General features: G+C 70.5%; 12 protein-coding genes. 8 read left to right on the top strand and 4 right to left on the bottom strand.

All coding sequences use genetic code 11. The annotated features are described in order from the left end of the window. Window positions 1–72 precede the first annotated feature (72 nt). Together ACX80L_RS03370 and ACX80L_RS03365 are read left to right on the top strand one after the other, a co-directional pair. The gene (locus ACX80L_RS03370) at window positions 73–1,335 is read left to right on the top strand and encodes an alpha-hydroxy acid oxidase (protein ID WP_459287652.1); all 1,263 of its coding nucleotides are present in this window, start codon (window positions 73–75) and stop codon (window positions 1,333–1,335) included. A 50-nt stretch (window positions 1,336–1,385) separates the two neighbouring features. Further along, window positions 1,386–2,501, top strand: a complete 1,116-nt coding sequence (locus ACX80L_RS03365) for a Gfo/Idh/MocA family protein (RefSeq protein ID WP_459287650.1) — start codon at window positions 1,386–1,388, stop codon at window positions 2,499–2,501. A 23-nt stretch (window positions 2,502–2,524) separates the two neighbouring features. Here ACX80L_RS03365 and ACX80L_RS03360 read toward each other — a convergent pair whose 3' ends face one another. Next, a complete protein-coding gene (locus ACX80L_RS03360) occupies window positions 2,525–3,847 on the bottom strand; it encodes an APC family permease (RefSeq protein ID WP_459287648.1) in 1,323 nt (440 codons plus the stop codon). A 180-nt stretch (window positions 3,848–4,027) separates the two neighbouring features. On the opposite strand from ACX80L_RS03360, the gene ACX80L_RS03355 reads away from it, so the two are divergent. Together ACX80L_RS03355 and ACX80L_RS03350 are read left to right on the top strand one after the other, a co-directional pair. Next, a complete protein-coding gene (locus ACX80L_RS03355; RefSeq protein WP_133081396.1) occupies window positions 4,028–5,416 on the top strand; it encodes an OFA family MFS transporter in 1,389 nt (462 codons plus the stop codon). Between the two features lies 1 nt (window position 5,417). Then, complete coding sequence (locus ACX80L_RS03350; protein ID WP_420808225.1) at window positions 5,418–5,522, top strand: MFS transporter small subunit; 105 nt, start codon at window positions 5,418–5,420, stop codon at window positions 5,520–5,522. 21 nt (window positions 5,523–5,543) lie between these two features. Here ACX80L_RS03350 and ACX80L_RS03345 read toward each other — a convergent pair whose 3' ends face one another. Continuing rightward, a complete protein-coding gene (locus ACX80L_RS03345; RefSeq protein ID WP_459287646.1) occupies window positions 5,544–6,632 on the bottom strand; it encodes a hypothetical protein in 1,089 nt (362 codons plus the stop codon). A gap of 110 nt (window positions 6,633–6,742) precedes the next feature. Here ACX80L_RS03345 and ACX80L_RS03340 point away from each other — a divergent pair, with 110 nt between their 5' ends. Both ACX80L_RS03340 and ACX80L_RS03335 read left to right on the top strand, forming a co-directional pair. Continuing rightward, on the top strand, window positions 6,743–7,765 hold the full coding sequence (locus ACX80L_RS03340) for an MBL fold metallo-hydrolase (protein ID WP_459267958.1): 1,023 nt from the start codon (window positions 6,743–6,745) through the stop codon (window positions 7,763–7,765). Window positions 7,766–7,848: 83 nt separating this feature from the next. Next, window positions 7,849–8,322: a MarR family winged helix-turn-helix transcriptional regulator gene (locus tag ACX80L_RS03335; protein WP_133081394.1), complete on the top strand. Its 474-nt coding sequence runs from the start codon at window positions 7,849–7,851 to the stop codon at window positions 8,320–8,322. 4 nt (window positions 8,323–8,326) lie between these two features. Here ACX80L_RS03335 and ACX80L_RS03330 read toward each other — a convergent pair whose 3' ends face one another. Continuing rightward, window positions 8,327–8,641 carry a hypothetical protein gene (locus ACX80L_RS03330; protein WP_459287644.1) on the bottom strand — a complete coding sequence of 105 codons (315 nt, stop codon included), beginning with the start codon at window positions 8,639–8,641 and terminating at the stop codon, window positions 8,327–8,329. A 182-nt stretch (window positions 8,642–8,823) separates the two neighbouring features. Here ACX80L_RS03330 and malQ point away from each other — a divergent pair, with 182 nt between their 5' ends. Together malQ and ACX80L_RS03320 are read left to right on the top strand one after the other, a co-directional pair. After that, window positions 8,824–10,995, top strand: coding sequence for a 4-alpha-glucanotransferase (malQ, locus tag ACX80L_RS03325; RefSeq protein WP_459287642.1), 2,172 nt, complete (start codon window positions 8,824–8,826; stop codon window positions 10,993–10,995). Window positions 10,996–11,050: 55 nt separating this feature from the next. Next, window positions 11,051–12,022: an NAD(P)/FAD-dependent oxidoreductase gene (locus ACX80L_RS03320; RefSeq protein ID WP_459287640.1), complete on the top strand. Its 972-nt coding sequence runs from the start codon at window positions 11,051–11,053 to the stop codon at window positions 12,020–12,022. Between the two features lie 78 nt (window positions 12,023–12,100). On the opposite strand, the gene ACX80L_RS03315 is transcribed toward ACX80L_RS03320, so the two are convergent. Continuing rightward, window positions 12,101–12,529, bottom strand: coding sequence for a YtxH domain-containing protein (locus ACX80L_RS03315; RefSeq protein ID WP_133081390.1), 429 nt, complete (start codon window positions 12,527–12,529; stop codon window positions 12,101–12,103). Window positions 12,530–12,594 lie beyond the last annotated feature (65 nt).

Genomic DNA, 12,594 nt, shown 5'->3' with positions numbered 1-12,594 from the left:
GCCACGACCACCGCGACTGCAGGGCACGAGACCGCCCGCCCTCGGTGTTCCTGCAGGTGAAAGGACCCTCCAATGACGAAGCGTCAACTTCCCGTTCCGGCGGAGATGCTCGAGCTGATGCAGTTCAAGAAGATCGAGCTCAACGGCAAGAAGCGGCGGCTTGATGCCGCGCTGACCATCGGGGACCTGCGGACCATCGCCAAGCGCCGCACCCCGAAGGCCGCCTTCGACTACACCGACGGCGGGGCCGAGGGAGAGCTGTCCCTGAGCCGTGCCCGCCAGGCGTTCGAGGACATCGAGTTCCACCCCTCGATCCTCCGCCCCGCCGAGCACGTCGACACGTCGGTGGAGATCCTCGGCGGTCCCAGCGCGCTTCCCTTCGGCATCGCGCCGACCGGATTCACCCGGCTCATGCAGACCGAAGGGGAGACCGCCGGCGCAGGTGCGGCCGCTGCCGCAGGTATCCCCTTCACCCTCTCCACGCTCGGGACGACCTCGATCGAGGGCGTGAAGGCGGCCAACCCGAACGGGCGCAACTGGTTCCAGCTGTACGTGATGCGGCAGCGGGAGATCTCCTACGACCTCGTCAAACGTGCCGCCGAGGTCGGTTTCGACACGCTCATGTTCACCGTCGACACCCCGGTTGCCGGTGCCCGGTTGCGCGACAAGCGCAACGGCTTCTCCATCCCGCCGCAGCTGTCGATCGGGACGATCCTCAATGCCGTCCCACGGCCCTGGTGGTGGGTCGACTTCCTCACCACCCCGAAGCTGGAGTTCGCGTCCCTGAGCGACACCGGCGGCACGGTGGGGGACCTGCTGAACGCGGCGATGGACCCGACCATCAGCTACGACGACCTCGCCGTCATCCGGGACCTGTGGCCTGGCAAGATCCTCATCAAGGGCGTCCAGAACGTCGAGGACTCGGTGCGCCTCGTGGAGATGGGCGTCGACGGCATCATCCTGTCCAACCACGGCGGCCGACAGCTCGACCGCGCACCCATCCCGTTCCACCTGCTGCCGCAGGTCGTCCGGGAAGTCGGCAGCGATGCCACGATCATGGTCGACACGGGCATCATGAACGGGGCCGACATCGTGGCGTCCATGGCTCTGGGGGCGAAGTTCACCCTCATCGGCCGCGCCTACCTCTACGGGCTGATGGCCGGCGGACGCGAGGGCGTCGACAGGACCATCGCGATCCTCCGCGACGAGATCGAGCGCACCATGCGCCTGCTCGGGGTCTCACACATCGGCGAACTCGAACCCAGGCACGTCACCCAGCTCACCCGCCTGGTCCCGGTCACCAGGACGACCAGCGAGGCCGCCAGGCTGGTCTGAGGACCACCGGCATCAACCACACCCGAACCACGTCAGGCAGGGAGCCCCCGATGGATTCACGGACCGATACCGCGGACAGGTCAGGGGACAAGATCCGGTTCGGCATCGTCGGAAGCGGCTGGAGGAGCGAGTTCTTCCTTCGGGTCGCGCGGGAACTCCCCGACCGCTTCGAGGTGACGGGTCTCGTCACCCGGGACGAGGTGACCGGCCGCCGTATCGAGGGGACGTGGCAGGTGCGGGCCTTCGCCTCCATCGACGACCTCGTGGCGAAGACAACGCCCTCGTTCGTCGTCGTGTCCGTCCCACGGGAGGTGGCACCGGAGGCGATCCGCCACCTCGCCGAACTGAAGGTCCCGGTCCTCACGGAGACCCCGCCCGGCCCCGACCTCGCGGCACTGACCAGCCTGTATCCGCTGGTCGAGCGTGGGGCCGTCATCCAGGTGGCGGAGCAGTACCACCTGTCCCCACTCCTGCGTGCACAACTGGGCGTCGCCGCGTCGGGGCGCCTGGGGCAGATCAGCCAGGTGCTGGTCGCCCAGTGCCACGACTACCACGGCGTGAGCATCATGCGCCGCGCACTCGGCATCGGGTTCGACGATGTCTCGATCACGGCGTCGATCTTCCGGTCGCCGCTCGTGAAGGGGCCCGACCGGTACGGGGATCCCCGCGAGGAGGTCACCGTCACCGCGGAGCAGCTGTCCGCCCGTTTCGACGTCGGGGACCGGCTGGGGCTCTACGACTTCGCCGAGCAGCAGTACTTCTCGTGGATCCGGGCCAACCGGCTGCTGGTCAGGGGTGACCGGGGGGAGATCAACAACGCCGATGTGCACTACCTCGGGGATGTGCGCACGCCGGTCTCGACGACGTTCCGCCGTGTCGCGGCAGGGGAGGGCGGCAACCTCGAAGGGCTCTTCCTGCGCGGCATCATGGCCGGCACCGAGTGGGTGTTCGAGAACCGCTTCCTGCCCGCCCGGCTGAGCGACGACGAGATCGCGATCGCCGAGTGCCTCGTGCGGATGAGTGGATGCGTCGAGGGCGGCCCCGACCTGTACAGTCTCGCCGAAGCGAGCCAGGACCACTACCTGTCGCTGCTCATGAAGGAAGCGGCGGCCTCGGGCGAGACGGTCCGCTCCCGGCGCCAGGTCTGGTCCCGGTCGGAGCGGTAGGCGCACCCGTACCCACCGGCGCCTCAGGCCTTGGTCGCCGCCCGGCCCCGTACGAGCCGCTGGATCCCGTACAGCGCCAGGCCCAGTGCGAGCAGGATGCCGCCGCGCAGCCAGATCTCCCCGGTCTGCTGCGTGAGCAGGAGGATGCACGACGCGATCGCGAGGTACGGGAAGACCACGGGGATGCGGAAGTGCCCGTGGTCTACCGTGTCCTTCCGCAGGACGATCACGGCGATGTTGGTGCTCAGGAAGACGAAGAGCAGCAGCAGGACCACGGTCTGCGAGAGCGACTCGAGCCCGCCCGTGAGGGTCAGTGCCATGGCGACGAGCGTGGTCGCGACGATCGCGATCCAGGGCGTGCGGCGGTTGGGCAGGACGCGGCCGAAGACGGACGGCAGCAGTCCCTGTTCCGCCATCCCGTAGGTGAGCCGGCTCGACATGATCATGGTGAGCAGCGCGCCGTTGGCGACGGCGATGAGGGCAACGAGGCTGAAGAGCCAGTTCGGGATGCCCGCTCCGGTGGCCGCGGCGACGTCGAGCAGGGGTGAACTGGAGCCGGCCAGGTCCTCCGGGGCGAGCGCCGCGGAGGAGGCGAGCCCGATCAGGAGGTAGACGACGCCGGCCGTGAGCAGGGCGCCGAAGATGGCCTTCGGGTACACCCGGCTGACGTCCCGGACCTCTTCGGCGACGTTCGCGGAGACCTCGAAGCCGACGAAGGAGTAGTACGCGATGAGCGCCGCGGAGAGGACGGCGGTGCCCGCACTCACGCCGGGTGGGAACTCGGTGACGCGGGAGATGTCGCCGTTGCCGCCGGCGAGGAAGATGCCGACGACGACGATGACCAGGACGAGCCCGGAGACCTCGACCACGGTCATGACCACGTTGCTGCGCACCGATTCCTTGATGCCGCGCATGTTGAGCAGGGCGAGCAGGACGAGGAACACCAGGGCCGCGGGAACGGCGGGCACATCGATGAAGGTGGTGAGGTAGCCGCCCGCGAACGCCTGGGCGAGGCCTGCGGCACTCGTCACGCCGGCCGCGAGCATGCAGAAGCCCACGAGGAAGGAGATGAACGATTTCCCGAAGGCCCGTTCGGCGAACACCGCCGCGCCACCGGCCTTCGGGTACTTGGTGACGAGCTCTGCGTACGATCCCGCCGTCAGGAGGGCCAGGGCCAGGGCCACCATGAGGGGCACCCAGATGGCGCCCCCGACCTCCGCCGAGATCACGCCGACCAGCGCGTACACGCCTGCGCCGAGGACATCGCCGAGGATGAAGAGGTACAGCAGCGGACCCGAGATGCCGCGCTTCAATCGGGTGTCGGGGGCCTGTTCCATGGTGGGCATAGGCGCCAGTTTAGGCGAAAATGCTAAGCCTGCTTGTGAAATACCACGCGGGCCGCCATTCGTCGCGCGGGGAGTACCGCCGATCGAGAAATACCCCACATCCATGTGATGCACACCATACTTGCCTTGGACAGGATCTTGGCCGGGGGGCGGCCGCCCACGCTGACAGAAAGGCTCTCGATGAGCTGGCTCGACCGCGACCACACCATCGCACCACCGGGATTCAACCGGTGGCTCATCCCACCCGCGGCGCTCGCCGTCCACCTGTGCATCGGCCAGGCCTATGCGACCAGCGTGTACAAGACGGCACTCACGGCGCACTTCGACGCGACCCTGACGCAGGTCGGCATCATCTTCTCGATCGCCATCGTGATGCTGGGCCTGTCCGCCGCGGTGCTCGGCACCTGGGTGGACCGCAACGGCCCCCGCAAGGCCATGTTCACCTCGGCGCTGTTCTGGACCTCCGGCTTCCTGGTCGGGGCGCTCGGCATCTTCACGAACCAGCTGTGGCTCGTCTACCTGGGCTACGGGGTCATCGGCGGCATCGGCCTGGGGATCGGCTACATCTCCCCGGTATCCACCCTGATCAAGTGGTTCCCCGACCGCCCGGGCCTGGCCACGGGCATGGCCATCATGGGCTTCGGCGGCGGCGCCCTGATCGCCAGCCCGCTCTCCACCCAACTGCTGCGCATGTACGACCCGAACTCGGGGGCCGAGGGCTGGGTGGCCAGCGGCGACGCCGTGGGCAAGCTGTTCCTGACCCTCGCCGTCGTCTACCTCGTCTACATGATGTTCGGCGCCTTCACCATCAAGGTGCCGGCGGAGGGCTGGAAGCCCGCGGGGTTCGACCCCTCGCAGCTGAAGTCCAAGCCCCTCGTTACCACCGACAACGTCTCGGCCGCCAATGCGATCAGGACCCGCCAGTTCTGGCTCGTCTGGATCGTCCTGTTCTGCAACGTCACGGCCGGTATCGGCATCCTCGAGCAGGCGGCCCCGATGATCCAGGACTTCTTCCGCGGCGCGGACGGCACGACGGCGGTGTCCGTCGCCGTCGCCGGTGGCTTCGTGGGCCTGCTCTCGATCGGCAACATGGGTGGACGGTTCGCCTGGTCCACGACGTCGGACCTCATCGGCCGCAAGCGCATTTACATGGTCTACCTCGGCGTGGGAGCCCTGCTCTACCTGGTGCTCGCCCTCGCGGGGTCCTCCACCACCCTGCTGTTCGTCGCCCTGGCCTTCGTGATCATCTCCTTCTACGGCGGCGGATTCGCCACCGTACCGGCCTACCTGCGTGACCTCTTCGGCACCTATCAGGTCGGTGCGATCCATGGCCGCCTGCTGACCGCGTGGTCGGCCGCCGGTATCGCCGGGCCGCTGATCGTCAACGCCTTCCTCGACTCGCAGGGAACGCCCGGGGAGCTGAACGCCGGGGCCTACCAGCCGGCTCTCCTCACCATGGTGGGGCTGCTGGTCGTGGGCTTCATCGCCAACCTGCTCGTCCGGCCCGTGGACCCGCGCTTCCACGAACCGACGGCGGACGCATCCCGAGAATTCGCGAAGGAGGCCTGACATGGCCGGAGCACGTATCGCCGTCGTCTGGGCACTCGTGGGAGTGCCTCTCGCCTACGGCGTCTTCCAGACCCTCACCCGGGTCGCGGCCCTCTTCGGCGGCTGACCGGCGCCGTCGGTCACGCCGTCACCCGGTCTGCCGTGCCGGTGCCCAGGCCATGGTGTCCTGGTGCCGTTGCCATGCCTGCCGCGGCTCCACCGACTCGCGTGCGACGTCGGTCAGCCACACCGTGGTGTCCGGGTTCCAGCCGGCGATCACCGATGCCGTGTCCGCCTCGACCCGCAGCGCCCGGGTGGCGCACCGGAGGTAGCCGAGGGCGGAGAGATGCACGGCGTCCCAGTCCGCCGCGACGCGCTCCCAGTCCGGGATCACCCAGCCGCCGGCACGGCCGGTGGTCCGGTACCAGTCGTGGCGGCGGGACGCGGTGACGTCGAGGGGGTACTCGCGGCACAGGGCCGCCCAGTCCTCCTCGACGGCCACCTCGAAGGTGCGGCCGCCACCGCGGACCGGGACGGCCGTGGCGAACTCCTCGCCCGCGGCGTCCTCCACGAGATCCAGTGCGGCCGGGATGTTCCCGACCGTCTGCAGGAGCCCCTCGGGGAGCGACCACCAGGTGCCGGAGTAGGGGGCACGGGGGTCGCTCGGACGATCGTGCCGGGCCCGTTCCTCCTCGGCACGCGCGCCGCGGGCCCAGGCTGCCAGGGCCTCCCGCGGGCTCCCTGGCAGGTGCACGGGGTCCTCGGGGACGCGCCAGTCGAGGTGCCACTGCACGGTTCGCCGGGCCGATGCCAGCCACGGTCCGGTAGTGGACGCCAGGACCCGCCCCGCGACGGGGAGGAGCGACTCGCGGATGACCGGGAGCGCGGCGAGGACGTCCTCCCCGTCGGGTTCCTGCCAGCCGCGGGCAGCGCCGACCGACTGCCCGAACGCGTCGAGGATCCTGCTGTCGCTGATGTCCCCCGGGTTGATCGAGGCGATCCGGGCCGCCACCCCGGCCGGCGTCGTCGCGTCCGGTCGTCCAGGGTGCATGGCCGGCCCGTCGTCGTCCGATGCGGCGAGGACGAGGGTGACACGCGAGGTGCCCGACGCCGGGTCGAGGGCGCCGGCCAGGCGCATGACCGGGCTCCGGAGGTCCGGCGCCAGCAGCAGCGCGAGCTCGAGGCAGAGCCGGCGGCCGCGTGGACCCCCGAGCAGGACATCGGCCGGCACCGTCATCCGGCCATCCTCGCACGGTGCGGGCCGGGCGGCGTGCGGATACCGGCGGCAGGCCGTCGCGGGCACCCCCGCGCACTGCTTGAATGGGACCAGACACTCCGGAAGGACCCATGGACAGCACGAGCAGGCAGCAGACCGACGCCCTGGAGCGCGGCGAACTTCCCCCGCTGGAGCAGGTGCGTGACGACGTGTGGGCGCTCGCCCAGCCCATGCCCGGCGGACATCTCGCGTACTCCTTCACCTATCTGCTGCGGGACGCGGACGGGGGCATCCACGTCGTCGATCCCGGCTGGGACTCCGACGACAACTGGGCGCGGCTGATCTCTGCGCTCGCGGAGATCGCTCCGGGACGAGGCGGCGCCGACGCCGTCACGGGCATCACCGGCACGCACCTGCACCCGGACCACGTGGGGATGGCAGCCCGGCTGAGGGACGCATCGGGCGCGGAACTCGCGATGCACGGCAGGGAGCGCCAGGCCCTCGAACGGCACCGCGACCGGCTACTCGACCTCGACGAGGCCGCCGGACGGCTGGAGGAATGGGGCGTTCCCGCCGACCGGAGAAGCGAACTGGCCCAGTTCGTGGACCGCTCTCCTGCCGGGCTGGTGCTCGCCGTGGACTCCGTGCTGTCCGACGGCGACGTCCTGGACGTCCCGGGGTTCCGGATGGAGGTGATGGCGACGCCGGGACACACTCCCGGGCACATCTGCCTGCGCGACGACGACCGCGGGCTCCTCCTCACGGGCGACCACGTGCTGCCGACGGTGTTCTCCGGTCTCGGCCTGGGCGGCGGAACGCCGTCGAACCCGCTCGCCGACTTCCTCGAGTCCGTGGAGCGCGTGCGCCGCTACGGGGAGTACGAGGCGCTCCCGGGACACGGCTACCGGTTCGCAGGGCTGGGAGGTCGGGCGGACGAGTGTGCGGAGCACCAGCTACGGCGGGCACGTGAGGTGGCCGAGGTGCTCGCGGCGTCGGACGGGGCTTCCGGGGAACCGGCCGTCTGGGCGATCGCCGCACGACTGACGTGGACGGCCGGGTGGGACGGGCTGCACGGCTTCCAGCTGCTGTCCGCGCTCACCCAGACACAGATGCACCGGGACTTCGTGCGCGTACACGGTGTGCCTGCGGCCTGACATCTTCGGACTTCTCCCCATGAATTCGGGCGAATTCCGGTGAATAGGGCCCACTGTGCCCCGGGCATCTATACGCTTCCCCCATGGAAACAGCGGAGGGGCGCGACGGCGGAGAGTTCGATCAGGCCATCGAGGTGCTGGAAGAGCAGACGAGCGTGCTGTGGCGGCGGGAACGGACGACGTCGCACGCCCTCGCGAAGAACGTGCATCCGGAGATGGAGCCGGCCGCGTACGGGATCCTCACGCTCCTGCAGCGGGAAGGATCGCTGCGGGCGACCGACATCGCCGCCAGCATCGGTGTGGGGAAGCCCTCCGTGAGCAGGCAGCTCGCCGGGCTCGAACGGCTGGGACTCGTCAGCCGCCAGCTCGATCCCTACGATGCCCGCTCGCAACGCGTCCTCCTGACGGCGCTGGGCGAACAGCAGCTCGCCGCTGCGCAGACCGGGCGTCGCACGGCGTTCACCGCGCTGATGCGCAGCTGGGCGCCGGAGGACGTGGAGAAACTCGGGGTCCTGATCGCCCGGCTCAACAGCACCTACACGAAGGACACCTGGTAGCGGATCAGCCCTCGCTCCATCCCGAGCCCTCGCGGAACGCTCCCACCCGCCGGCCGGAGCCGGCCTCGAGGGAGTCGTCGGCGTCCTCGTAGAGTTCGCCGGCGTCGGCCTTGCTGTGCCGGAGGAGTTGCTCCGCCTCGGCGTGCGCGTCCTCGAGCCCGTCGGCCACGATGCGGCTGCGGGCGGGAAGGGCGTCCAGGTGGACCACTCGTTCCGCGGTTTCGCCGAGGGGGACGGTGAACTCGTCATTGGTGTCGTCGAGGGGAACCTCCGCTCCTCCGCTCTCCGCCGGGACCACGTACTCGAGGAAATAGGCCATGCTCCAGCCAACCACCGCTCCGGGGCGCATCGCCAGCGGTCGCCGTGCGGCCGCAGGAGCTTGTCCATCCCATCGCGGACTGGTACCCGTCCGCCGGGACGAGGCCCTCGAGGGAGCGTCAAATCGACGCCGGGAGGCCGGACCGGGTGCGGCGGTCGGTACTCCATGCCTAGATTGGAGGCATGGCCGACACAACCGAGAACGAAGCAACAGCCCCGGCGGCTCCCACACCGCTCGAACAGCTCGCCGAAGCGCACCGCGTGGGGACCACCTTCAAGGGATGGGATGGTGAACCCGCCCGCGTGGCCCCGGAGACCCTCGTCACGGTCCTCGCGGCGCTCGGAGTCGACGCCTCCTCCGAGACCGCGATCGCCCGCGCGCTGGACGACGTCGTCGCCGGGCCCTGGCAGAGGGTGCTGCCCGCCGTCGTCGTGGTGCGCCGGAGCGACGTCGACCCGGTGCTGCTGCACGTGCCCGCCGGGGCCGACGTGGAGTTCTGGGCCGTCGACGAGGACGGGGTCCACTACACCGGCACGGTGACGGACGCGACCGAGGTCCGCACGATCGACGGGAAGGACATCGAGCGGCGGGAGGGCGTGCTGCCGCACGCGCTGCCGCTCGGCTGGCACACCCTCCATGCGACGGTCGACGGGCAGGAGACGACCTGCACCTTCGTGGTGACGCCCGACCGCCTGAGTACGACGGCGGCACTCATGGACCACCGCAGCTGGGGGCTCATGGCGCAGCTCTACTCGGTGCGGTCCTCGGAATCGTGGGGCATCGGCGACCTCGCGGACCTCGGCCGATTGGCCCAGGCCGCCGCCGCGCACGGTGGCGACTTCGTGCTGGTGAACCCCCTGCACGCCGCCGAACCCGTCCCGCCCGTGGAGCCCTCGCCCTACCTGCCGACCACGCGGCGCTATTTCCACCCCCTCTACCTGCGGATCGAGGACATCCCCGAGTACGCCCGGCTGGACGCCGGGGCACGGGCACGGATCGGAGAGCTGGCCGCCGGCCTCGCGGACGCCAACACCTCCACCGACCTGCTCGACCGGGATTCGTCCTACGCCGCGAAACTCGAGGCACTCGAACTCGTGTTCGCGGTGCCGCTCCCGGAACAGCGCCAGCACGACTTCGACGCCTACCGCTCCCACCAGGGCCAGGGGCTCGCCGATTTCGCGCTGTGGTCGGCCCTCGCCGAGACGGTCCCGCCGGGCGCGCAGGAGTGGGACGACGTCGGACGCCCCGGATCGCCCGGTGCCCGGGAGTTCGCCGAACGGCATGCAGCGCGCATCGAGTTCCACGAGTGGCTGCAGTGGCTCGTGGACGAGCAGTTGCAGGAGGCGCAACTCGACGCGACGGGCGCCGGGATGTCGATCGGCGTGGTGCACGATCTCGCGGTCGGCGTCCATCCCAGCGGTGCCGACGCCTGGGCCCTCCAGGACGTGCTGGCGACGGGCATCAGTGTCGGGGCACCGCCGGACATGTTCAACCAGCACGGCCAGGACTGGAGCCAGCCGCCATGGCACCCCGAGCGGCTCGCGGAATCCGGCTACGCCGCATTCCGGGACATGCTCCGCAACATCCTGCGCCACGCCGGCGGCATCCGCGTGGACCACATCCTCGGGCTGTTCCGGCTCTGGTGGATACCCCAGGGTGAGGCACCGGGTGCCGGTGCCTACGTCTACTACGACCACCGGGCGCTGATCGGCATCCTCGCGCTCGAGGCGGAACGGGCAGGCGCGATCGTGGTCGGCGAGGACCTCGGCGTCTTCGAGCCCGGCGTGCAGGAGTACCTCGGCGAGCGCGGGATCCTCGGCACCTCGATCCTCTGGTTCGAGCAGGACGAGGACGGGCCGCTGCCTCCCGAGGCCTACCGCCGGGGCTGCCTGACCACGGTCACCGTGCACGACCTGCCGCCCAGTGCGGGCTACCTGGCAGGCGAGCACGTGGTGCTCCGTGAGAAGCTCGGCCTGCTCAGCCGCCCCGTGGAGGAGGAGCAGGCGGAGGATCGCGCCAGCCAGGAGAAGTTCCTCGCGCTCCTGCGGCAGCGGAACCTGCTCCCTCAGGAGTCCCCGGGCGTCCAGCAGACCGTCGAGGCGCTGCACGGCTTCATCGCGCAGACGCCGTCGGTGCTGCTCGGGGTCGCGCTCGCCGACGCGGTCGGCGAGCGGCGTACCCAGAACCAGCCCGGCACCAACGACGAATACCCGAACTGGCGGATCCCCCTCGCGGACGCCGCGGGGAACGCCGTCCTCATCGAGGATCTCGCCGGCATTGAGCGCTTCGCGTCGCTGGTCGCCTCGCTGGGCCTTCCGGCGGACGATGCGGGCGGCACGGGGCCGATCGGCTGACCGCAAGCACAATGTCGGGAGGCGACACGGCCCCGGCGCGTGGTCGGATGGAGGGATGAACAGGAACGACACCCGGACGTACGACGTCGTCATCGTCGGCGGGGGCATCGCGGGGCTGGGGACCGCGCTCGTCCTCGGGCGGGCCCGGCGGAGCGTCGTGGTGATCGACGCCGGTACGCCGCGCAATGCTCCGGCCGACGCCGCCTACGGCTTCCCCACGCGGGACGGGACGCCGCCGGAACATCTCGTGGCGCTGGCGCGGGAGGACCTGGAACCCTACGGCGTGGACTTCCTCGACGATCGCGCCGAGCATGCCGTGGACACGGCGCGGGGGTGGTCGATCGGCACTGCCGGCGGCCGGACCGTCGAAGGGCGCCAGCTCGTCATCGCCTCCGGGCTCCGCGACATCCTGCCGGACATCCCCGGCGCCCGGGAGGCATGGGGGCGGGGACTGCTCCAGTGCCCCTACTGCCACGGCTGGGAGGTCCGCGACCAGGCCCTCGGAGTGCTCGGTTCCGCCCCGACCTCCATCCACCAGGCGATCCTCCTCCGGCAGTGGTCCGACGACGTGACCTTCTTCCCCCACACCCTCGGCGCCCTGTCCGAGGACGACCGACACCGCCTGCGGAGACGCGGAGTGCGGATCGCGGAGGGCCGGGTGGAGGCATTCCTGCCGGGCCGGGCCGACGACGGCGCGCCACGCCCACTCCTGGGCGTCCGGCTCCAGGACGGCGCCGCGGTGCCCTGCGTGGCGGTGTTCTGCGAACCGGGCGCGGACGCGGGTACGCCGCTCCTCGCGGGCCTGGGCTGCGAGATGCGCGACGACGGCTGCGTCAGCACCGACGACATCGGACGGACCTCGGTGGAACGGGTCTGGGCCGTCGGCAACGCGACCGATCCCGCCGCCCAGCTGGTGCCGGCGGCAGGGGATGCCTATCGGATCGCCGTCGCAGTCAACGCGATCCTGGTGGAGGAGGACTGCGAGGTCTGCCTGGAGGCGGAGGAAGCGGTGAGCGAGGGCGTCTGAAGCCCGGGGCAGGGTCCCCCCGCCCCCGTACGCCCGAAGGCCCCGGCAGTACCGGGGCCTTCGGGCGTGCTGTCGCCCCTACTTGCCGAGGTCGGGGCGGGTGGCGTCGTCCTGTGACAGGAACGGCGTATCCTCGACGTGCGCGGGATCGCCGCCGCTCGGACCGGTGGGGCCGGTGCTGCCCGTGTCCATGGCGGTGACGACCGGTGGGACATCGAGGGGGAGATCCCCGCTCGCGCCGACGGCCACGCCCGGCTCGGACGGCTTCTTGGCGCCGTCGTCGGATCCCGAGCCGCCCTTCTTCAGCGCACCCTTCAGGGAGTCCTGCACCGCGGGCGCCTTGCTCTTGATGGTTCCGGTGGTCGACGCGACGGTGTCCTGCACCTTCGGATTGTTCCACAGCTGCTGGGCCTTCGTCTTGATCTGCTCGTAGCTCCCACGGCCGGCGCGGGTGCCGAGGACGTAACCGGCCGCCATGCCTGCTCCGAAAACAATCTTGTTCTTCATGCCGTTCTCCCTTCGGTGGACTGCGTGCTTCCGAATCTAGACCACCACGCGAGGGGGAGCGAGGG

The sequence above is a fragment of the Arthrobacter sp. MDT1-48-3 genome (genome assembly GCF_054511015.1).
The sequence above is the reverse complement of the archived record's forward strand: the minus strand, read 5'-3'. Positions and strand labels throughout refer to the sequence as shown.